This window comes from Ascidiimonas meishanensis (genome assembly GCF_037782385.1).
Lineage (GTDB): Bacteria > Bacteroidota > Bacteroidia > Flavobacteriales > Flavobacteriaceae > Ascidiimonas > Ascidiimonas meishanensis.
This window is the reverse complement of sequence record NZ_JBBEXD010000006.1, coordinates 232,231-256,728: the sequence shown is the minus strand read 5'-3', so window position 1 is coordinate 256,728 and position 24,498 is coordinate 232,231. Positions and strand designations below refer to the sequence as shown.

Here is a 24,498-nt window from a genome sequence, read left to right as displayed (position 1 = left end):
TCGTTGAAAATACTTGATAGGTATATCTTAGCACGCTTTTTATTTAATTTCACAAGTTCTTTTGTGATACTGATGTTTATATTCATATTTCAAGCCATTTGGTTTTTTATTGAAGAGTTTGCTGGAAAAGGATTAGATCTACTTATAATAGCTAAATTCTTATTTTACTATTCACCTACTTTGGTAAATAAAGTGCTTCCGCTAACGGTTTTATTAGCGTCTATAATGACTTTTGGTAGCTTTGCTGAGAATTATGAGTTTGCAGCCATGAAAGCTTCCGGTATTTCGTTACAACGTGCGATGAAAAGTCTCATGATTTTTATGTTTTTGCTTGGAATTGGCACTTTTTTCTTTGCAAACGATGTAATCCCTAAAGCCGAAAATAAATCGTATAATCTTCGAAAAAATATAGCAAAATTAAAACCTGCACTTGCTATTAACGAAGGTGTTTTTAATGATATTGGAGATATTATCAATATCAAAGTAGAAAAAAAGTATGGTGAAAATGACAATTTTCTTAAGAATGTCATCATTCACAAAAAAAATAAATTTGAGGAGAACAGAGTCGTTATAAAAGCCAACGAAGGAGAATTAAAAAGCAGTGAAGACTCAGACATTTTGCAATTAGTATTAAAAGATGGACATTATTATGAAGATATAAAAACAAATTCTCCCAAAAGCACTACTCATTTCCCACATGCTAAGGTAGAATTCAAGTTTTATACCATAAATATGGATCTTTCTGGGCTAAATGATGTAGATCTGGATGAAGAAAAATCAACTCGACTTTATAAAATGCTCAATGTTGGCGAACTTGATTATTTTATTGACTCCATTTCAAAAGACAACAAAAGGGTTGCCAATACTTTTGGCAACAACATTTACCGTAGAACTGGTGTAAATGCATTTGTAAATATTGAAAAAAATAATCCTGTAGATTCCGTAACTGTTAAAAAGGATTCTATTAAAATGCCTATTACCCATAGAGATTCTTTAATGAATGAGTTTCCAGAATGGAAACAAGAGCAATTACTAGATATTGCTATTAACAATACCACTAATATTATAGCCACTATTCAAGGACGCAAAAGTGACAGACTCAGGAGAGAAAAACTACTTAATCATCACATCATATCCCTTCATGAAAAATATGCGCTGGCATTTATTTGTATCATCTTGTTTTTTATAGGTGCTCCACTGGGCGCAATTGTGCGAAAAGGCGGTTTGGGATTACCTATGGTGCTTGCCATAGGATTGTTTCTTACCTATTATTTTTTGGATTTATTTGCAAAAAATTACGCAGAAGATGGCAGTATTTCTCCTATCTTAGGGTCTTGGCTAGCTACACTAGTTATGATGCCATTAGGTATTTTTCTCACCCGAAGAGCCACCGCAGACAAAGGTGTATTTAATACGGATGGATTTTTATTAAACTTTGGAACTATTTTCAGAAAACTTAGAAAAGTCAAAAAAAATCTGTCTGAAAAATAATTATATTTGCAAAAATTCTTTCATGAATACCACCATCAAAACTAGCCATATTCAACTTAATACGATAGAAGAAGCTATTGAAGACATTCGCAACGGTAAAGTCATTATTGTGGTAGATGATGAAGATCGTGAAAATGAAGGGGATTTTTTAGCTGCCGCAGAAAAGGTAACGCCAGAGATGATTAATTTTATGGCAACTCATGGCAGAGGCCTTATTTGTGCTCCCTTAACGGAAAACAGATGCAAAGAATTGGATCTGCATATGATGGTTGGCAACAATACAGACCCTATGGAAACTGCTTTTACAGTTTCAGTAGATTTAAGAGGAAGTGGTGTAACCACAGGGATTTCTGCTGCAGACCGTGCTAAAACGGTTCAAGCACTGGTGAATACAGGCACTAAGTCTTTTGAACTAGGTAGACCCGGACATATTTTCCCTTTAGTTGCCAAAGAAGGAGGTGTTTTAAGACGCACAGGGCATACGGAAGCTGCTATTGATTTCGCAAGGTTGGCGGGCTTAAAACCTGCAGGGGTTATTGTGGAAATTATGAATGAAGATGGCTCTATGGCCAGACTGCCGCAATTAGTAGAAGTAGCACAAAAATTTGATCTTAAATTAGTTTCAATTGAAGCGCTTGTTGCCTACAGGATGCAACATGACAGTTTAATTAATAAAAAACTGGATTTTGAAATCTATACCCGTTTTGGTAATTTCAGACTTCGCGCTTATGAGCAAACAACTAATAAATTGGTTCATATTGCACTCACCAAAGGCAGTTGGTCTTCTGATGAACCTGTTCTTACCCGTATCAATTCTACGCTGATAAGTAATGATATTTTAAGTACACTTACGATGAATGCAGATAAAAAACTGCAAAATATGTTTGATGTTATAAACAAAGAAGGAAAAGGTGCTATTATTTTTATCAATCAGGAAAATCAGGCAGTAAATCTTATTCAGCGATTATCTGAAATTAAAGACCTGCAAAATCAAGAAAAACTGGTTGCCCCAAAAATACCTATGGATTCCAAAGATTATGGTATTGGTGCTCAAATTCTTCATGATTTAAATATTGTGAAAATTAAGCTTATTTCAAATTCAATACAAACTAAAAGAGTAGGTATGATTGGTTATGGTCTAGAAATTGTATCCTACGCCCCTTATTAATCGTTTGCTGGAATTAATACTTTTTTCTGTTTTGCCTTTTTGTAAATATTTTTTAGAATTACCTGATAGAACTCATGTGTATCATAAGGTTTTATGATTATATCATCTATTCCTACATCTAAAATATCCTGCTTTTTAGTATCTATTTCTGATGCCGTAAGTGCTACAATAGGTATTTGTTTATTAAATCTTCGTATCTTCTGGGTAGCCTCTATACCTCCCATAATTGGCATATTCAAATCCATTAAAATAAGATCATAGTGGTCTCTCTTTACCTTTTGAATCGCTTCTCTTCCATTTTCTGCATTCCCATATTGAAATTTTCCATTCATGAGAATGTTTTGAGTAACCATTTGATTAATCTTGTTATCTTCTACAATTAGAATCTTAAAGCCTTCATCTTTGGCTTTTTCTAGTAAATCTGGCTCTTGAATTTCTATTTTGAATGTAGGTTTATCTAACTCAAGTTCAAGTTCAAACACAAATTTTGTGCCTTTACCCAGTTCACTTTCTAAGCTAATATCACTTCCCATTATGTTCAGAAGATTTTTAACAATAGAAAGTCCCAAACCAGTACCCATGTAATTATTTTTTTCTGATCTTATTTGAGAAAAATTATCAAAAACCAATGATTGTTCTTCTTTGGGTATACCAATGCCATTATCTTCTACTTCAAATCTAACCCGCACTTTGTTATCTTTCCTATTTATTACTTTTAAAAGAATCCAGACATCCCCATTTTCGGTAAATTTACAAGCATTCCCAACCAAATTAACCATTATTTGAGACAAGTGAACCGTATCTCCAATAAGCATATCCGGTAGATTTTCATCAATCATAAGATGTAACTCATTTTGCTTTTCTTCTAGCTGATATTGAAATGACTTAGACATATCTTCCAGCAAAGTTCTGATATTAAAACTTACATTTTGAAGCTTCACTTTGTTTGAATCTATCTTACTGATTTGAAGAATATCATTAATTAAATTTAAAAGGTAATCTCCAGAAAATTTTAGTGATCGCAAGAACTTACTATCCCGTTGTGAAAGATTATTTCGTTCCAACAGTAAAGAAGTCAAACCAACCACCCCATAAAGTGGTGTTCTTAGCTCATGACTTACCGTAGAAATAAATTGTGTTTTAAGGCGTGAAAGTTTTTCAGCTTCATTCTTTGCCAATTCTAACTCTAGATTCTTTTCTTCTAAAATACGACTGAATCCTTTTTTGGAATTATAACTTTTAAATAATAAAATTAATAGAACAAACAAGATACCGGTAATTACCAGTGTAATTGCATTTAGTAATTGCGTTTTTTCCGATGCTTTTTTCTGTAGTTCCCGTTCTCGCTTTGCTACTACTAAATCTCTTTTATATTCATCAAGATTAAATCTGGCTTTTGAAATTTCAGATTGTGTTACTCTTTCTTGGTTAAGAACCCTTTCTGAATATTTAATATAATTCATAGAAGCCTCATAGGCCATATCTTTCTCATCAAGTTTCGCAAGTATTTTAGCATAGGTAAGATAAATATCAGCTAAAACAGAATAATTTCTTTTTGATTTTGCAATCTCTATACCTTGTTCAAAAGACTCTTTTGCCTTGTCATATACTCCTTCGGAAAAATAATATTGTCCCATAAGGTGATTTATTTGGGCTTTTGAATCTGCGGTTCCCTCCTCGGCTATAAGCCTTTTTACTTTTAATAGATAGGTATATGCTTTGTCATAATTATCTTCATTTAATAATAATCTTGAAATATTTAAAAGTGGATTTATTTTTTCAAAATCATTCAAAGACCTATTTGCCCAAGTTAACGACTCTTCATAATAAGATAAGGCCTTTTCAAAATCGCCATATCCCTTGTAATAGACAATTCCTAAATTATTATATAAAGAAGCAAGTAACCGTGTATCAAATTTGGTTGAAGCCAAACCAATGGCTTCTCTATAGGTATTTTCTGCTGCTTTATAGTCTTTGATAAGTTGGTAATTCTTTCCCTTGATCTCATACGCACGTATGATTTGGTAACGATGGTCACGGGGGTCACTAATCTCTATAATCTGAGAGGCTGTCTCAATGGACTTTTTGAGTTGGTAGGAACGGAAATCTTTATTTGCTTGCCTTAGCAAACTATCAATTTTTTTAACGCTGGCATATTCTGCTTCCTGAGCATTAAAATTGAATATAACAAAAAAGACCGCATAAATGGTTATATAAAACTTCATTTAGCTGTAGGTAATGATTTAGGGTACGTAAAGATTGTCAAAAAAATGCTAATAATCAAAAAATGAGGCGTTTTTGATGTAAAATGCTTAAATATCCATGTGAAAAGAGGATTATATAGAGGTAAAAAATGATTTAAATAAAAAAAGCGATTTGATTGTAAACTAGTGTAGCTTTAAATAACACTCTTTAAAGAAGCATATATTTTTTGCGCTCTTGCTTTTGTCTCTTCTTCCGTCCAACTGAGTTTGATAAGTATTGAAATTGTCCTACGCATCCAGAAATCTGATTTTGAAAAATCACGATTCATATGCTTTTCAAACTGTATCTTCAATTCATTTGGTAATTTACCTAATGACCTTAATGAGGTTAAATGCTTCCATTGATTTATATAATGCCAATTATTATCATACCAGTAAAAACAGCCATCTACCCCATTAGCTTTTAAACTTTTCATTGCACTTTGGGCGGTGGTTGCATTGGGTAAAAAAATGGTTAAAAATGCATAACTTTCTTCTCCTTCCAGCGGTACAGTTCTAAATTGAATTTTTTCTAAAGATTCAATCTGAGCTCTTATGATCTGATAATTTTTCTTTTGAATTTTGAGAAATGTATCCAGTTTATGAACTTGAGCTAATCCCACAGCTGCATTCAATTCGGAGATTCGATAGTTATAGCCTAAAAATGGGTGAGATTCTGCCCCCCTATCCATTCCAATATGGTCATGACCGTGATCTGAAAATTTATGTGCGTTTTCATAACAATCGGTATGATTCGTAATTAAAGCACCACCCTCTCCACAGGTAATGGTTTTTACGTAATCAAATGAAAAGCAACCTGCATCTCCATAGCTACCCAGTGGCTTTCCTTCATAAGTACCTCCAATTGCTTGACATGCATCTTCCAATAGGAGCAAATTATATTTATCGCAAATGGCTTTTAATTCTTTTAACCTCGCCATAGAACCGCACATATGTACCGGCATTACTACTTTAGTATTATTAGTAATAGCATTTTCTACTCCCTGCAGATCTAGTGTTAGCGTATCATCAATATCTACAGGTACAGGTATGGCTCCTAAAGCCATAATAGCTTCAAAACTGGCAACAAAGGTGAATACAGGCATGATCACCTCATCTCCTGCTCCAATACCCATAGATGCCAATGCTACAGTGAGCGCAGCAGTACCACTACTCACCAAATGTGCATGCTTTACTTTGAACCGTTCTTCTAAGGCTTTTTCCAGTGATTTTGCTTTCCATTGTCCTTGTCGCATGCCATCAAAACCATAGCGCATGAGCACGCCAGTATTAAGAACCTCATTTACCTGCGTTCTTTCTTCTTCTCCAAAAAGTTCAAATCCTGGCATTCCTTATAATATTTGATTTTAAAGTTTTATAATTCTATAACGCTTTCAGAAACGCCTCTCCTTACTTTTTTAAAGTTAGAAAACATATCGTCTTCTGCCCTATATCCTACCGGCATCACTAAAACAGAACTTAAGCCTTTATCTTTTAATGAAAGAATTTCATCATACTTTGCTGGAAGAAAGCCTTCCATAGGACACGCATCAACCTCCATAAGCGAACAGACGGTTAACAAATTTCCCATAGCCAGGTATGCCTGCTTAGAAGCCCATATATACTTCTCTTCTTCCGTCATCTTTTCAAAACTCTTAATAAGGCTTGATCTAAAAGGACTTAATACTTCGTCTGGCGTACTACGTTCATCTTTCACCAGATCAAAATATCCTTTGATATAACGCTCATCTACGGCAGTCTCTATACAAAAAATTAAAATGTGAGATGCTTGAACCACTTGTTTTTGATTCCAACTGTGCGGTAACAATTCTTCCTTTACTTTGTCATCACTTACAATCACTAATTTAATGGGTTGTAATCCATAAGAAGTAGCGGTTAAATCAAACGCTTTTTTCAAGGTTTCAATTGACTCTCTACTTAATTTTTTTTGATTATCAAACTTCTTTGTGGCATACCGCCATTGCAGTTTTTCAATTATATTCATCTGTATTTTTTTTAATTATTTGTCTTCAATTTTTCAAATCTGTTATTTACTTTTTTTCAGGTATACCATTTATTTCTTCATCATTACTACAACTTATTGTCCCCATTTCATTTACTTCCAGAACTCCCCAGAATAATAAAAGCTTTTATACCCGTAATCAAAACCTTTATTTAAGTAATATATCGTAAAAATACTACTTTTCAATTGGAGTTTAAAGTGTAGTATGGCAATTGTTATTTGTTTTAATCAAAAGGCTTTTAATCAAAAAACCATAGTTTGATTGCCATTGCAATTACCATGATCATGAGAAATATTTTTACAGTTTTATCTCCTTTATTTACAGACCAACGGCTACTCCACCATGCGCCAAAAGCATTTCCAAGTGACATATACAGTCCGTATCTCCAATTTATTTCTACATTGAGTATAAATATGGTAAGTGCTCCTGTTGTGAGAATCAAGATCATTACCGCCTTAATTACATTCCCTTTTACTAAAGAAATATGGTTTACAGAAGAGAGTACTAGTAACGTAAATATCCCCGTACCCGCTTGTATAAAACCCGCATAAATTCCAATGAAGAAAAATATAAAAATACTCATCCAAAAGTATTTTCCTTTAGTACGTTCTTCTAAATATCCTGAAACATTTTTAGGCTTAATTACCATAAAAACTACCACCACCACCATCACAATAGCCAGAATACGGTTGAATAGCTCCCCCTTTACATCCAATGCCAGATTCACCCCTATTAAAGCGCCTGCAAATGCCACTATACTTAGATACCATGCAAAAGGTTTTATCTTTAATCCTTTACTTTTATATCCAGCAATAGAAGCTATACTTTGAATAAATGTGGGAATCCTGTTAGTGCCATTAGCCACGTCTGCAGGTAAACCTAAAAAAATGAGAATAGGCAGCGTTATTAAAGAGCCTCCACCTGCCATGGTATTTATAAAACCGGTAGTAAAACCTACAATAACTAATAGAAAAAATTCCCAAATAGGGTTCATTTCAATCTTTTAACGGTGAAAATACTATATTTTTAAAGTATTGAAGAACATCCAATGAAAAAATCAAAGACTGCTTTTCTAATTATTTTAATACCAGAATTAGTAAGACTCGTGAATGCTGAGATGAAGTGAGCAGTTGGTGAATCTAAAAGCTATTCAGGAAATAATGATATGAGAAGGGCTCTTTTATTTAGATAAAAAGGTTCCCAAAGACAGAAATAGCATTTTGCCTGATGACTGATTATTAATACTTTATAAAAATATTAAAACCTCTATTAAAAAATCTAAAGAATTACTTTTAATACAATAAAAAGCTTTCTATATTTGCATCCGCTTAGGAGAAATGGCAGAGTGGTCGTCCCGAAGTATCGGTAGCGGCAGTTAAAAGTTCTTTTTCTTAATAAAGATACGACTGGAGAAAGACAGCGTGGTCGTCCCGAAGTATCGGGAGCGGCAGTTAAAAGTTCTTTTTCTTAATAAAGATACGACTGGAGAAATGGCAGAGTGGTCGAATGCGGCAGTCTTGAAAACTGTTGAGGGTCACACCTCCGGGGGTTCGAATCCCTCTTTCTCCGCAAAAGAAACCCGCAACGAAAGTTGCGGGTTTTTTGTTTTCTAGAGCGAGCGAAACTCGTTTCAGCTTGCGAAAGGAAACAAAAAAACAACAAGCATAGCTTGATGTGGGTTTTATGCTTGCCAAGGATTCCCTTCTGGGATCATTGAAAATAATCCCTCTTTCTCCGCAAAAGAAACCCGCAACGAAAGTTGCGGGTTTTTTGTTTTCTAGAGCGAGCGAAACTCGTTTCAGCTTGCGAAAGGAAACAAAAAAACAACAAGCATAGCTTGATGTGGGTTTTATGCTTGCCAAGGATTCCCTTCTGGGATCATTGAAAATAATCCCTCTTTCTCCGCAAAAGAAACCCGCAACGAAAGTTGCGGGTTTTTTGTTTTCTAGAGCGAGCGAAACTCGTTTCAGCTTGCGAAAGGAAACAAAAAAACAACAAGCATAGCTTGGTGTGGGTTTTATGCTTGCCAAGGATTCCCTTCTGGGATCATTAAACCGTTAAGAAAATTATTTCATTTCATTGGGAACAGCACTAGAAAGGTAGTGCTTTAAAATGTACCTTCTGCTTACCCATTGCTCCTTAAATAACTTACATCGGTTCAATATGGGTTCTCCAAGTTCCTACAAGTACGTCATCTGTTCCCATTATTAATGATGAATGCAAGGCAAAAAACTTTTCATGACACTTTTTACTTATACAAACTCAGCAAAAGTCTTGACTTGCATAACTTATAATAATACTTTTCCAATTTTACACAGCATTTGTACTACACCATCAATGGCTATAATTCATTAGTCCTATTATGCCTGCATATTCCCGGTTATGCCGCCATATTCCCGGTTATAACCATATATTGCCCCTTATTTCATCAAATTACCAGTTATGAATTCCTTTTTTCTTATTACTAATTTACTTGCTAAATTTAACAAAATTTTAGCTAAGACCCTGTAAGATTAATTTTATAAACTTATCTTACAAAACTTCAATAAAGATCATATTAAAAAGGATTAAAGAAAAAAATCCTTTATATTTTAATTTATAACTTAACCTAACACTACAAAGCTATATGTTAAATCGCTGGTTACGATTTACGTTACAGGAAAGAAAAATGAAAATACTCTTAACCACAACCATAATACTTTTATCCTGTTTAAAGGTACTTTCTCAAAATTTAGATTTTGAAAAGAAGGCTGCCATTGATTCAATTGTAAGGAATGTTCAACTATAGGTTTTATAGATAATTTCAATGAATTTACCCAGCACATTGAAAATACGGATTTAATAAACAGATATATAACAGCTAAAAGCAACATGCTTCATCAACATGCTTCATTTAGTTTCAATTTCAAAAAAATGTGCTTAAAAATATAATTCTACGCTTGTTGAAACACAAGAAAAGGCGGTCGCTGAAAAGCCTAAATAGAGTAAGCATTAAATTAACCTAATAACCATATTAAACAATTACATTATTATGAAAAATTACCAACTTATTTTTATGGGCTTACTACTAGCCCTTCTTAACACCACAGATGCTTTTGCAGGTAGGAGAGTAAGCATCTGGTCTTTAACAAGTAGTGAGCGAACTACAATTAGGACTCAGATAATGAACTATCTAAACTCTGATATAGACACGAGTGCATCTGGTACTGATAGATATAACGTTGTCAATACACATGGAGATAATGATGCCTACATTCATAACTATAACCAAGTATTTTTGGGTTGGCACAGGAGGTATATAGCAGAAATGGAAACCTACGTCATGGCTAATATAAGTTCTTCTCTTAGAACCAAATGCAATAATCTGTTACCATTTTGGAGTCCCACGACAACCATCCCTTCGGCATTTTCCGGTACTGACGCTGTATTATCTGGATTTGATCCTATCGAAAACACGAACCCTAACAGCAGTGGTAACTATAACTTTAATAGATTTTTCGATCTCAACTTCTGTAATAATTACCCTAATGATGGGCAAGCTGCAACCTATTGTGCTACTCAAACTGCTAGACAAACTGATGATGCGATTAGACCGATTGATAAGTTTGCAGCAGATTTGGAGTGCGAACATAATAGTGTACATGATACCATTGGAGGCGTTATGGGAGATTCGCTACATTCTCCGGCAGCAGCTATTTTCTGGATTTGGCACGCCTTTGTAGATGAACTCTATTGGGATTATGAAGTATGTAATCCAACTTATTCAAGTATACCTTATAGCATGAATTTTGATAATTTGCTAGATAACTCTTGGTATGTAGGTAGCTCTAATCGTTTTGGGCGAGTTCAAGTGACTACCCAAAATGGGCCACAATCAGGTTCTAGACACCTAACTATGGATGTGACCACCAACACAAACTTCGCTGAAAATGAAGCTATAGTGAATTTAAATCTTGCTGGTATGTCTAATGTCTCACTTAATTTTTGGTGGAAAGAGTGGAGCGATGAAAACCACGACCAGGATGGTGTGTATTTTTCTGATGGAGGCCCTTTTGTCAAAGTCTATGACCTCACTGGTGGTAGCACTACATGGGCGCAACAAACCCTCAATGTATCCACACTTGCAGCTAATAATGGATTAAGCCTCACTAATACATTTAAGATTAAGTTCCAGCAATATGATAACTATGCTATCACTACAGACGGCATGGCTTTTGATGGTGTATCCATCACCGGTACTATGGCGAGTGGCCATTGTACTGATTTCGAAACAGGCTGGGATTATTGGTTTGATCTCAATAATTCTGGTTCTGATGATATAGACTGGACTAGACATGCAGGTTCAACTACGTCTAGCAGCACAGGGCCTACTGGTGCTGCTAGTGGAACCCGCTACCTTTATTTAGAAGCTAGTGGTAATGGTACCGGCTATCCGTCAAAAAGAGCAACTTTACAGAGGCAAATTTTTAACTCATCTCTTAGTAGGGTATCATTTAACTATCATATGTACGGCTCTACTATGGGTACTCTAGCGCTTCAAGTGAGCAACTCAACTACTAGCGGATATACTCAGATTTGGAGCCGGACTGGAGACCAGGGAAATTCATGGCGAAGTGCAACGGTAACCATCCCTTCAACTTACCTAAGCGGAGGATACTATTTACGATTGGTAGGTACAACTGGAAGCAGCTGGCGTAGTGATATGGCGGTGGACAATATATGTTTCAGCACGTCTTCAGGACGTTCTGCACCGACTCTGGATGATGACAATGATATTGTTTTAACGGAAGAACTCACACTAGACATGCGTGGCTACCCCAATCCATTCTCTCAATCCGCCACCATTGAGTACACCCTACCTGAAGCTACCAAGGTAGTACTCACGGTAAGAGATATCACAGGAAGAGAAATCAAAAGACTCGTCAACGGAATCTCTCAGGAACCAGGGGTACACAGAGCCGTATTCCATGCAGGAAACATTCCTGATGGTGTCTACCTCTACACACTGGAAGCACAAGGCATACAGAAAACAGGTAAATTGATTCTACAGCGTTAGGTTGCATAGCTGTTGAGCAAATCATCACACAATTCATACAAAAGCCTACCCGAGATGGGTAGGCTTTTGCTATTTTTTAGGATTAGCTATAAATCTGTTTTTAGTAGTGATTGTTCATCTTTCGTTGCTATTGCGAATAAAGTGAAGTCCTCTATTTATAATGTGATAAAACAGTCTAATAAGATTGCTTCATCGCTTAGCAACTCGCAATTACTGTCTGAAAAGAGCAGTACCGCTCTCGCAATGAATTATTTACGTTCATTTTCTTTGCTTCTTCACCCATCGGCTCCACTCAGTACAAATTTAGCCTTGTATAACAAATAATAAGATTTTTCCTGTCTTTCTATATTACTTAAACTACAGTAAAAGTGGTCATTATTCATTAACCCAATTATACCTGCATAGTCCCGGTTATGCTACTATATTTCCGGTTATAACTCCATATTACCATTTATCCTATCACATTACCGGTTATTAATTCCTTTTGTTTCCTTACTATTTTCTTGGTTAACTTTAACAAAATTTTAGCAAAAACTTTGTAAGATTAATTGGATAAACTTGTTGTGCAAAACTTCAAAACAGATCACATTAAAACGGATTAAAGAAAAAATCCCTTACATTTTAATTTATAACTTAACCTAACACTACAAAGCTATATATTAAATCGCTGATTACGATTTACGCTACAGGAAAGAAAAATGAAAATACCCTTAACTATATCCATAATGCTTCTGCCCTGTTTAAAGGTGCTTTCTCAAAATATAGATTTTGAAAAGAAGGCTGCCATTGATTTAATTGTAAACAAATATGTTAAGGAATATTTGATGGTAGGGTATGTCCATAGGGATGACAAATAAAGACAATGAATTTAGAAAGCGCCATAGATATACCGATTTAAGTAACGGATATATAGTATCTGATAACACAATGTTTCATTTAGCTTCAATCTCAAGGAGATATTCTCAAGAAATATAATTTTACGCTTGTCGAAACATAATATAAGGCGGTTGCTGAAAAGCCTGAATAGAGTAAGCATTCAATTAACCTAAATAACCATATTAAACAATTACATTATGAGGAAAAATTATCAGCTAATTTTTATGGGCTTGCTACTAGCCCTTTTAAGCACCACAGATGCTTTTGCAGGCAGAAGGGTGCCTATCTCCAATTTTACAGGTACTGAGCAAACTACACTTAGGAATCATATAATGGACTATCTAAAGCTTAATCAAAATACGAATGCAGCTCTCTTGGACCGATACCCAATTGTCAAAGAACATGGAGATAATGATGCCTACATTCATAACTACAACGAAGTATTTTTGGGTTGGCACAGAAGGTTTATAGAAGGCATGGAAGCGTATGTCATGCCTAAATTAAGTTCTTATCTTAGAAACAAATGCAATAATATGTTACCGTATTGGGATCCAACGTCAACCATACCTTCAGCCTTTAGGGGTAGTAGCGCTGTGTTACCTGGCGGCTTTACTGCCGTAACAATCTCGGATCCATACAGTAATGGTACTAACTACAATGTTAGTAGATTTACCAATAATAACTTCTGTACTAATTACAATAATGGGAATACTGTTACATCTTGTGCTGACCAAACTGGTTCAAGGACTCGTCCTATTGATAAGTTTGCAGCAGATTTGGAGTGTGAACATAATAAGGTACATGGCGCCGTTGGAGGCGTTATGCAGAATTCTCTAGCATCTCCGGCATCAGCTATTTTCTGGATTTGGCATGCCTGGGTAGATGAGATGTATTGGGACTATGAACTGTGTAATGGAAAATATGCAAGTCTACCGTATAGTCAGAATTTTAATAGTGGTGAAGTAGATATCTATACCTATATCGGAAGTTCTAATCGTTTTGGGCGGGTTCAGGTTACTAGCGCCAATAGTCCCCGCTCCGGTTCTCACCTAACCATGGATTCGAACACCAACACCAACTTCACTACAAATCAAGCTATAATTAATTTGAATCTTGCCAATACCTCTAATGTTTCACTTAGTTTTTATTGGAAAGAGTGGAACGACGAATACCACAATGAGGATGGTATATATTTTTCTGACGGAGGTCCTTTTGTCAAAGTCTTTAACCTAAGTGGGGGTAATACCACATATAAACAAGAGACCCTAAATGTGTCCACGCTTGCAGCTAATGCGGGATTAAGCCTCACCAGTACCTTTAAGATTAAATTCCAGCAATATGATAACTATACTATTGCTTCAGACGGCATGGCTTTTGATGATATATCCGTTACTGGTGATATATCGAATGGTCAGTGCAATGGTTTCGATTCAGGCTGGGATGGCTGGGTTAATATGGCCGGAGATGATGGAGACTGGCTAAGACAGAAGGGCGGAACCTCTTCTACCAATACAGGACCTAGTGGTGCTTTTACAGGAGACTACTACGCGTATATAGAAGCAAGTACCAGTGGTACTAGCTATCCGTCAAAAAAAGCTATTTTGCGAAAACGTATTGAAAGCGGGGATGTTAACAGAGTAGGATTTTGGTATAATATGAATGGTAGTAATATGGGTAACCTAGTACTTCAAGTGAGTAACTATGCTACTTCTGGATATTCTACGATTTGGACAAAGAGTGGAGATCAGGGAGAAGATTGGGGTGGTATAGTATTAGATATTCCTTATGCGTACACAAACAGTGGTCCAACAGGATACTATTTGCGATTCGTAGGTACAACTGGAGGTAACTGGCGTAGTGATATGGCGATTGACAATGTATGTTTCTACACGTCTTCAGGAAATTCTGCTCCACCCCAGGAGGATGACATTGTTTTAACGGAAGAACTGGAATTGGACATGCGTGGCTACCCTAATCCATTCTCACAATCCGCCACCATTGAGTACACCCTTCCTGAAGCTACCAAGGTAGTACTCACGGTAAGAGATATCACCGGAAGAGAAATCAAAAGACTCGTCAACGGAATCTCTCAGGAACCAGGGGTACACAGAGCCGTATTCCATGCAGGAAACATTCCTGATGGTGTCTACCTCTACACACTGGAAGCACAAGGCATACAGAAAACAGGTAAATTGATTCTACAGCGTTAGGTTACATAGCTGTTGAACCAATCATCATACAATTCATACAAAAGCCTACCCACCTCGGGTAGGCTTTTGCTATTTTATAGGATTAGCTATAAATGCGTTTTTAGTAGTAAACCTGATTTCTATGATAAAACAGTGTATGAGATTGCTTCGTCGCTTAGCGACTCGCAATGACTGTTTGAAAGAGCAGTATTACTCTCTAAATGAATTACTTACATTCATTTTCTTTGCTTCTTCACCCATTGGCTCCACTCAGGGTTCAGAAAACAAACCAAAAGAAAAGGCAATTTTGAACTCGATTTTTAATTCTTATTTACTTCTTACTCACCTTAAATATGAGGTACGCTTTTATACCTTCTAAAAAAAGACAAAACAGCAATAAGGTATCCTTTCTTTTATACGCGTTTGCATAACCTACAGCCCCAATCGTTCACTACAAATGCCTCTTTAACAACACATACTAGCTATGGGATACAAGGGAGACGTTCGCAAAATTCGAACTTGCCCTAAATTACCACCTAGCGGATCGGCAAAAGAACCGGTAGGCTCTGGTAACAATTCTATTCCCAGCACGCTCAACGGGGTATCTTCTGGCAATCCCATCCCGGTCAATAAATTTGAAATCTCATCTTGACTCCAAATGCTATGCGCCTGTAAGGGAGCTTGCAAAATGTTGGTGCGGTTCTGGGCATCTATGGAATTTGAAACGTCCGGTTCCAGTTGGATGCCAATTTCACTTTGAATGAGAAGTGCTTTTTTACGATCTATAGAATGCCCTGCTCTTTTATCCAGCTCTATGTTACGCATGGTGCTGCCATCTGCTTGATGGACTCTTGCATATAGCACATAATGTATCTGTGTGTTGGGTGGTGTGGCCTGGATGTCTCTACCTTGGTGATAAGGCTTCGCATAGCTTGATGAGACCACCACCCCATGTGGCACGCGATGCACACTGCAACTCATGGTAGGGCAAGGATGCTGTACCCCTTGTAAAACGGTGGCCGCACCAAATCTACCTTGAGCCGTACTCCAAAATGGATTGTCTTCAGATCCTTTGTCATGCCCTACCCGAATCTCATAGGTATAAAATCCAAAGAGTTCGGGAGAATCAGGATAAGTACCAGATGGCAAAGGCACTAAAAAATGTCGGTCAGAATCGGCTGCTGGTATCAATCGTTGCATAGTGGTGAGCCCTGCAGAGTCATCAGATTGTCCAGGAGAAATCACGCGTACCCATTCAGGATCTAACGCCCATTGTTTAAATCCATGTGGCTCTGGTAGCGATTGATGGTGTTCTAATAGCATTGGATCTGCCGTTTGTGCCAAGACACGTACAAAGAAATTATCTCGTGCATCTACTGGTGCTTCTTCAAATTCCAGCCAAAGCATTTTTCCTCGTTTGCCTGTGCTGGCATATGCTTCGCCAGTTACATACGGACTTAAGGCAATACCCGCAGATGCCACTTTTGGAATTTGTTTTGGTGGCGTAGTGATAGGTAAAAGATTGTCTACCTCAAGTTGAAGTTGATCTCCATTTTCAAAATTCACCGTTAGAAAGTAACTCACTTCCACTTCATAAGGCAAGCCATTTAATCCTAATGGAGGTTGAAAAGCATCCATAAACACAAAGCTAAAGTGTTCCTTCTCTGCGGGTAATTCTGCATCAAGCAGTGGCGTCACTGCATGCATCATTCGCACACTTCCCACCTTTTCTATCACCTCAAAAGAATTTCCGTTTAATTGAATCCTACGGGTAACTTCAAAAACTGGATTCGCAAATCCTTTCCAAGTCCAATCGCGATTTATTTTCCAATGTAACATATTGATCCACTGATTAGACAATTCACTAACCCCCATAAGTACCAGACTGCTATTGTTAGCCGGTAAATAATGGTTGAGTTCTTTAGAGCACCCAAAGATTCCTCGTTCTCCCGGTGGCATGAGTAGCGTAGTATCATTTGCCACCAGACCTGTTGCACCGGCAAGGCGTTGTACCAGTACCGGTAAAGATTCATTTTGCAGTACGGTAGCCGTTGGCTGCAAGTCATTTTCAAGTGAACTGCCTTGCAAATAGACAGATCTTAAGGTGTCTTGTGGTGTTTGAGGTAAAATAAAATCATTTTCTGCAGTCGCTATTTTATGCAACTTAATATCTGATATGGTTCCTCTTCGGGCTTGCTCGCTACCAAAATAATTGAGATCATTGGTGCCTAAAGCTTGCAACTCTATTTTAATATCTCTTGCAGTAGGGAGCTGTAGCGTTGCCGAACCAGGATCGCTAAATGCTACTATGTCTAAATCGCTCAATCGTGGAGTATCTACAAAACTTAGTTGTAATGGCAAAGGCAGCTTGGGATTTAGTGGAAAATCTCGGGTAGTCTGGTACCAGAGCATATATCCTTCTTCATCTGCCTCTTGCGCCGTAGGATCAAAATCTGGCGTTCTTACCAATACACGTATGGACAAAGTAGGCGTATCTGGATCAAAAATAGTTGGTTCGCTTAAGTCGGCTCCGCTTTTACCAATATTCGCTTGCTGTTGCGTCAATAAATCACTTCTCACATTGGTAACCTGCGTATACAATGCTTGTGGGATGCCCATGCGCGGTCTGGAAATATTGTATAAGGATACGCTAGCATCCTCAGGACTAAAGTCGGTTTCTGGCCAAGTCACCTCCCCTGGTGGCACAAATCTTTTAAAATTAATTTTACTGATGGGTGCATCCCCAGGTACAATGGCTTCATCCATCACGGTGGGTCCCCCATTGGTGGTATCTACCATTCGCACTCTAAATTCATAGGCTGTACCATACTTTAAGGGTACATCTTGTGCATCTACAGACTTATAATACAGGGGTGTTGTACGGGTTTGACCGTTTAATAACAACAAGTCATCTGCGTCTGTAACTACTATAGAACCTCCTTTCCATCTTGCAAAATAAGAGGGCAACCAAAATTGCTCTCCAATAGCAGCAGGTGCCACTTCTACTCTAGACTCCCAGGCAACAGCCCCAAAATTTTGTCCTGCATAAAGCAAAGAATCGGTAGCCACTTTATTTAAAGAATGCCATGTTGTGGTGTTTTTTTCTCTAACATCAATTCGGTAACCTACTACGCCCATGGGTGCTTCCACCTGCTGTGCAAGGGTTTCCGGATCTACACTCATCTGTCTGTTTTGTGCCACTACCAGATCTTCATCGTCCCAACCCAATTGTACTCCTTCTTCCCTTAGAGGAGAAAAGCCTGGTTGTTCTTTTTCTTCTAAATGGTTTCTATTCTTTGCTTGACCTCCATGAACTATTTTTGCAAATCCATCATTAAACGTGGCGTATTCTAAAAAGGCATCATCAAAATTCCCGGCAAGTGGTACCCCATTGGCTACTGGAAAAAGAACCGGCGTAAATAATGGCCGATTACTATTCAGGGCGGGAATTCTACTCGCGTATGCTTTTAGAAAATTGGGAGTCCCTAACAAATGGTGATAGTCGCTGGCAGCATCAAGACTGATAAAAATCCAACCGCCGTTTTTCAATAATTGTGCGTTGGGAAGCGGTACTTCTAATGTATATACCAATCCCAATTCTTGGGCTAACTTTGGCTGTCTTATCACAAAAGAAAACGCCTCTGCCCAGCTTACAGAATCGTCTGGTAAGACAGGAGTTGGTGGATTCTTAGGTGGGCAATTTAGTAGGCATTGATACGTATCATCTGTAAATGCCAATGTTGTTTTTGGCGAAACAAATGCAAAAGACTCTGTATACGTCTTCATTAAATGTTTACGAATCATAAGCTCTTTTTTACGTACCATCACTTCTTCCTGCTGTGTAATATTAAATTGGCTTTTTAAAGTATTGCAGATGGCGGGCCTATGGAGCGGCATGGCAGGACTCAGCGTTTGCTGAAAATCAAAATTCGTCATATCTGGCAACTGTTGCCATTGGTCTGAGATGCGTACATCAAAATGTAAATTGGCATTGGCAAAAGCGGGTCCTTTATCGGCAACAGGCAAGCTAGTGCCAAGCGGTTGCAACGGATTCCCGGTGGGCATTACCAGTACGTTAAAATATAATGTATTGGTGTCTGCATCCCATCTTTGTAGATAAGGAGCTAATGTTAATTTTGAAGGTATTAGAGCCATGATATTATTTTTTTTAACTATAGTTTTTGAGTGGTTATATAAGCATAGGATGCCTTGATACTAAAGACAAAGAGAATGGAAACATTAACGCCTACGGTGCCGGTAGCATCAATAAGGTCTACATTTGTTTCGCCTTCATAATCTCCTTTGTATACTACCCCTTTGAGTTCGGCAAATATGTTAACCTGCACGATCTTAAGATCTACATTGGCCTCCAATCTTACCAGTCCTCCTAATTTTGCCGTATCATTTTCATAGACAAATACAATACCTGCGGCTATAAATGCATTGGCAGAAAATGGCCCTATGGAGCCCCCTACTCCTACGCCTACATAAGCGGCAATGGACAGGGATTTGAAGTTTACCTCAGTAGTTCCGGTGGTAGGGCTCGCTGCAGATCTTAAGGCTACCTCGGCCATTAAGCCTAGTACCATAAATATGGGGCCGGAAATTGGAATTTTTCCTTGGAGTTCTGCCCCTACTGTAGCACCAAAAAATGCTTCCCAGGTGCCTAGAGAGGTATCTTTAACAGAATCTACGCCTACGCTTCCTTTAAATTTGAGCCATAGTTCTTGTGTGTTTCCAGAAAATTCTCCTCCATCAGATTTTTTTGGTTCAGATCCCGGAAGACATTTTACTTTTCCTTTCAGGAAATCAATCTTACAGGAAAAACTGGTATGCACCTTCACTTCGTGCTTGGCATTGGTCATACCCAATTCTATGGTGGGTACATCTCTTGAATCTCCCATACCCGGTAAGAAGCGCAATGCGTCCTGAATTTCTTTTTTAAGGAAAGAAGAGTTGTTTACTAATTTTGGAGAAGTTTGATTATCTGCAACCAAATTGTATTCTACTCCAGAAAATCGTTCAATACCCATGAGACTGGTCCAAATAACAAATTTATCTAAGGTCACACTCCAGTCGTCATAACCTATGCGCAACCTCAGTTTTGAATCGGCATATTCAATCAAAATCTCATCCACCCCATCTTTGCTTAATATTAATGGTGATCTCGGGTTATTAAGGTTAACGTCTTGGTTTAGTTTTAGTTGGTTGGTATTGCTTTGTGTTAGTAATTTAAAATTAGCGTTGGGTGCCACAATAGCATTTGCCACAGGCGGAAAAGCCCCCTTACTAGTCATCATCGCAAAAGGATCTGCAAAAGCGGGAGGTAAATTGGAAAGGATTTCCTTCATACCAAATGCAATTTCCGGACGTCTGAATAAGAAAGATTGAGAGCCGGTATTTTGCATAAAACAATAATCATATCGCGGTTGGGCTGCAAATAGATCGGTAGGATCTATAAACCTATACCGCCCGCTTGGTGCGCTTACATTCATATTCATGTCTACTGGTGGCAACCAATTATTTGCTAAAAGCAACGGGGTTCCTTTTGAGATATCTGTGGTAGTAGCTTCCTGCGGATCTGCCAGATTGCCTGGCGCAGCCATTTTAACTACAGACCACGAACCATTGTTTGGCAATAAAGGTTGACCGCGCACCACACCTATAAAGTTGGTTGTGCCTGCATTGTCTGTAACATCTACCTCAAAGCGTGTAGCGCGAAACTTTAAACCCGCATTACCCACCTCAAGAATGGTATCAATGGGCCCACCTATAGGCCCTTGTTGTTCTATCAATTCTTGAAACGCCCGGGTAGACAACAATTGCGGCATCCACGGATTAACGGTGGCATCTGGTTTGGGTGCCAACTGTATAAAGCCTAAAATTCCTGTAGATACTATTTTATCAGATTCCTGACCTTCCAGCTTAATGTTGGCATCAAAATAAACGGGTGCCAATTCTACATTATTTCCATTAGCAGGATCTGTAAAAGTGATAATCTCATCTGATGCGGGCCTAATATTTACCAAATCAAAACACCCTCTAAATACCCCCGGACTAAAAGTATAGGGGTTGTTTGGAATTGCCGGCTTTGCCCTAAAATCAAGAATCCCTGTCTGGTTTGGTTGCCAGCCGCTATCTTTTCTAATCACCCCGCCGCCACTGCGCCGCTCTATAGTTACGGAGCGTGTTACCGTTGTACCCCATGGATATATTTTGGAAACAAACTTCACCACTTCCAAGGCGGTACGCCCTACATTAATATTAAATTTAACCTTCCCTATAGAAGCTAGTGCGGCTTCGTTTTCCCATTCACTATAATTAGAACCGCCATATCCTGAAATGTCAAAGCGAGTAACGGGCACAAACGGATTGGTGCCTGATCCAGAAAACTCTTTATTAAACTGGGTCTCAACAGACGCATCAGATTGCAGTGTGGCACCTAGCACGCTAAGTCCTAAAGGGGTGCCGGTGCTCAATTCATATCCATTAAGAGACTGTGCCATGAGGCCTTTAAAACCAGGAGATGGAGAAGTATTCTTTGGGTTGCCAGCTTCAGCACTTAATTGTACTTGTATGCCGCCCGTCATTTTCTTATCTGGAAATGAGGGTTGTATAAAATCTATCGCATCTGCATTTCTATTTACAGCTTCTTGAGGTGTCAAATTCATAGCAACTTTGAGCCCAAATGCTAATGTTGTTAAGGCTAGCGCTTCATGACCACTATCAAAAGAATCCCTAATTTGCTGGGCTACTATATCTGGTATGATGGGTGTTAGCACCTGGCTCGTTCCTATAAGGTGTGTAGGCCCGCCGTCATCTGCCGAAGAGAGATTCTCAGGATACCAGCCAAAGAGCACTTCATTTTGGTCTTCCGGCAGGGTTCTCACCGGTTCCCATTGTACCTGTGGCAAGGTGAATACATTTACCATAGACAATGGGGTGTGCATGGCTAAGTCTTTTACCAGCATATGGCTTGCTGTGGGAGCCAGCCCCGTATTGAGCATCGCAGCTTCACCAGTCTCCAGACGGGTTATATTGGGCTTGCCTTCTCTGGAAAACAGCGGACTCACAGAAACCCCTATTAAATCCATATTGGTAGATACGTCCAGCAGTTTCCAACCTATTAACCTTTCATGGATTTGATCAAAAGGCCTGTCTATATTTTCTTGGTCTTTCTTTTTATCATCATCTATGGTATGTTCTTTGGCATTCTGGAGTTCATTTTTACCTATTTTCAGGTAAGTTGGCTGAATGCTGGCTTCACTTTTAGTTCTAATCCCTACCCCACTTCTTAAAGGCAGTTGCCCAAGAAATTTTAGTACTGGAGCGCTGGGTTTCTCCCATTCAATACTGCCCACTAAGGCCGCACTTACATTGTTGGTTGAAATATGAATTCCTTCATTAGTAAGCCTGTTGGTAACTACGGGTTTCCTGCCTCCCCAGCCACCTTGTAAATTACTCACATAGGGGTCTGGAAGTATAGGCTTCCATCTGTCTAAGCCTAAAAACAGGCTCATAGTGCCCTTTTCTATTTCGTTTGGATTGGACGAATTCAAGGTGCCTTTCAACATAAGGGCATACGGTCTTGTAATGGCCAGCAGCGCATTTTTTAGAGTCAGTAAATCACGTTTGCCACTAATTAGCGCAGCCGGATCTGTATGGTTTAAATAGGAAAAAATACGGAGTTTATTTCCCTTAGACGCAAAGAACACCATCCCTGTCATCAACTCTTTTAGTTGAATTGGGTTTCCTTGTGCGAGCATTGGGCGGTCTACTTTTGCCTTGCCTTCACAGGTTGCGGCTAGTGTTTCGCCATCTTCTGCATGGCAATAGTAGTACAAGGAAAATAAGTGCTTGTATTGAAGCTCAAAAGGTACTCGCCCGGGAAGGTCTGCCTGTATGTTCCAGCAGCTGTATTTTTGCTTTATATTTTTTTGAGAACTGTTGTCAATGCTTGTTTTTGGGCTATGGAATAAAAAGGCGTTTGGGTATACAAAAATCAAAGGCTCTTGTGGCAGCGCAACGGGTTGTTCTTTCTGGCTCCCAATCCAGGTGCACTCCAGTTCTGAAGAAAGCTTCATCACCCACCCCCCACTATTAGCGGGTTCTCCAAGCGTGGAAGGTGTAGTTACCGTGACCATGGGGAGCGCCAAATAGGCCTCCTTGATGGCGGCGCTTCCTTTTGCTTTAAATAGCTTACTATTTTCAAAATGGGCGTTCCATACTTTGTTACTCGCTTCACAAGGGATAAAAAGGTGGTTAATATCAGATCTGTCTACTACTGGCAATTGAAAATCTGTAAAGTCTATCTGATTCCCATAGCCGTCTAGCGTGCCTTTTTCACCCACCAGTTCTTTTAACTGGCCGTTTTTCCAAACCCACTTTAACTGTTTGGGGTATTCAAATTTGCTTTTTTGCCCTGCCTCGCAACCTTCAAAGGAAGTAAGGCTGGGTTTGGGTTGCACCAGCTCCAGGGTTAAGCTCCCCGTAAAGGCTCCGGAAAAATCTAGAAAATCGCCATTGAATTCATTGCTATTGCTAATGCTAAAAGTGCCCCCTTTAATGTTAAAGCCCACATAAGAATTAGTGGCAGCGCTTGCGGAGAGCATTTTGCTGTTTATCCAAACATGGCCGGCAGCAAGCGCAACAGATTTGGTATTATTGAGTGCCGTCTGCCACTTTCTTCTGCGTGCATTGGAAAATAAAAACTGTGCAAGGCCGTCTGCTTTAGAGCGAACGGTGAGCTTTTTATCATAGGTATATAAATCAAACCAATACTGCTGCCCTTGCTCGGTAAGAAAGGGGCCCAACGCCTCAGACCGTACTTGATTCCAACGCCACTCTTCGGCTGCGGGATTCAAATTGATGGGTAAGCGGGCTTCTACACTTCTGGATTCAAATACCGGAATGCGCTCTTTCCTTTTGTATTTAAAAGCCAGATTTTCCTTCACATACTTGCTTAAGTCTGGGATCTTCTTTGCCTTAAGCTTCTTTAGTTTAGGGTCTTTAATTTCAAATGCTGCCGTATCTTCCAGCTCCTGTTTGATGTTTAATTCTGTAATGCCACTGGGTGCCAGAGTGTTTTTTTGCAGCCCCTTTTTTATATTGAATACCGCCACGCGTTTCAAGGCCGTTAGTTGCTCTTGGTCATACGCTTCTTTGGCTATTAAATTTGAAGTGAGTTCGGCAATTTTGGCAGCGAGTTTACTATCGTCCATCGTTTATGGTTTAAAAGTGCGAGGGCAAACTGTGTACACAGCCAACCAAGACACATGAATGGTTAAATTGACCCCTATTGCATACATAAGGTTATGCTAGCAGGAATTACTTCTTTAAAAGAAGACACCAATTGGGTGTTGATCTTTAGTTTTAAGTAGCCGGCGTTCTATAGCATTAGCCTCTCTCTTGAGGTATTATTTTAAGAACTGTGGAAACTTAATTAATGTGA

Annotated in this window: 11 protein-coding genes and 1 tRNA gene; 6 read left to right on the top strand and 6 right to left on the bottom strand. The window is 38.5% G+C overall.

Features of this window, described 5'->3' with window-relative positions; genetic code table 11:
* The first annotated feature begins 3 nt into the window (after positions 1 to 3).
* Positions 4 to 1,491 carry an LptF/LptG family permease gene (locus tag WBG07_RS13055; protein ID WP_340201950.1) on the top strand — a complete coding sequence of 496 codons (1,488 nt, stop codon included), beginning with the start codon at positions 4 to 6 and terminating at the stop codon, positions 1,489 to 1,491.
* 22 nt (positions 1,492 to 1,513) lie between these two features.
* A complete protein-coding gene (ribB, locus tag WBG07_RS13050; RefSeq protein WP_340201949.1) occupies positions 1,514 to 2,659 on the top strand; it encodes a 3,4-dihydroxy-2-butanone-4-phosphate synthase in 1,146 nt (381 codons plus the stop codon).
* On the opposite strand, the gene WBG07_RS13045 is transcribed toward ribB, so the two are convergent.
* The 4 genes from WBG07_RS13045 to WBG07_RS13030 all read right to left on the bottom strand — a co-directional run bounded on the left by WBG07_RS13045 (position 2,656) and on the right by WBG07_RS13030 (position 7,920).
* Entirely contained in the window at positions 2,656 to 4,884 is a 2,229-nt protein-coding gene (locus WBG07_RS13045) for an ATP-binding protein (protein ID WP_340201948.1), read from the bottom strand. The two genes, ribB and WBG07_RS13045, sit on opposite strands and share 4 nt — an antisense overlap.
* Positions 4,885 to 5,057: 173 nt before the next feature.
* Positions 5,058 to 6,251: a DegT/DnrJ/EryC1/StrS family aminotransferase gene (locus tag WBG07_RS13040; RefSeq protein ID WP_340201947.1), complete on the bottom strand. Its 1,194-nt coding sequence runs from the start codon at positions 6,249 to 6,251 to the stop codon at positions 5,058 to 5,060.
* Between the two features lie 26 nt (positions 6,252 to 6,277).
* Positions 6,278 to 6,907 carry an NAD(P)H-dependent oxidoreductase gene (locus tag WBG07_RS13035; RefSeq protein WP_340201945.1) on the bottom strand — a complete coding sequence of 210 codons (630 nt, stop codon included), beginning with the start codon at positions 6,905 to 6,907 and terminating at the stop codon, positions 6,278 to 6,280.
* Positions 6,908 to 7,164: 257 nt separating this feature from the next.
* Complete coding sequence (locus tag WBG07_RS13030) at positions 7,165 to 7,920, bottom strand: sulfite exporter TauE/SafE family protein (RefSeq protein WP_340201943.1); 756 nt, start codon at positions 7,918 to 7,920, stop codon at positions 7,165 to 7,167.
* A 490-nt stretch (positions 7,921 to 8,410) separates the two neighbouring features.
* Here WBG07_RS13030 and WBG07_RS13025 point away from each other — a divergent pair.
* The 4 genes from WBG07_RS13025 (at position 8,411) to WBG07_RS13010 (ending at position 15,068) form a co-directional block, all read left to right on the top strand.
* Positions 8,411 to 8,495: transfer RNA gene (locus WBG07_RS13025), tRNA-Ser, on the top strand.
* A gap of 1,462 nt (positions 8,496 to 9,957) precedes the next feature.
* Positions 9,958 to 11,982: a tyrosinase family protein gene (locus tag WBG07_RS13020; RefSeq protein ID WP_340201942.1), complete on the top strand. Its 2,025-nt coding sequence runs from the start codon at positions 9,958 to 9,960 to the stop codon at positions 11,980 to 11,982.
* A 698-nt stretch (positions 11,983 to 12,680) separates the two neighbouring features.
* The gene (locus WBG07_RS13015; RefSeq protein WP_340201941.1) at positions 12,681 to 12,839 is read left to right on the top strand and encodes a hypothetical protein; all 159 of its coding nucleotides are present in this window, start codon (positions 12,681 to 12,683) and stop codon (positions 12,837 to 12,839) included.
* Positions 12,840 to 13,055: 216 nt separating this feature from the next.
* Positions 13,056 to 15,068 carry a tyrosinase family protein gene (locus WBG07_RS13010; RefSeq protein WP_340201940.1) on the top strand — a complete coding sequence of 671 codons (2,013 nt, stop codon included), beginning with the start codon at positions 13,056 to 13,058 and terminating at the stop codon, positions 15,066 to 15,068.
* A gap of 444 nt (positions 15,069 to 15,512) precedes the next feature.
* Here the strand turns inward: WBG07_RS13010 and WBG07_RS13005 are convergent, their stop codons facing one another.
* Together WBG07_RS13005 and WBG07_RS13000 are read right to left on the bottom strand one after the other, a co-directional pair.
* Complete coding sequence (locus tag WBG07_RS13005; protein ID WP_340201938.1) at positions 15,513 to 19,202, bottom strand: hypothetical protein; 3,690 nt, start codon at positions 19,200 to 19,202, stop codon at positions 15,513 to 15,515.
* Positions 19,203 to 19,219: 17 nt separating this feature from the next.
* Positions 19,220 to 24,268: a hypothetical protein gene (locus WBG07_RS13000; RefSeq protein ID WP_340201936.1), complete on the bottom strand. Its 5,049-nt coding sequence runs from the start codon at positions 24,266 to 24,268 to the stop codon at positions 19,220 to 19,222.
* Positions 24,269 to 24,498 lie beyond the last annotated feature (230 nt).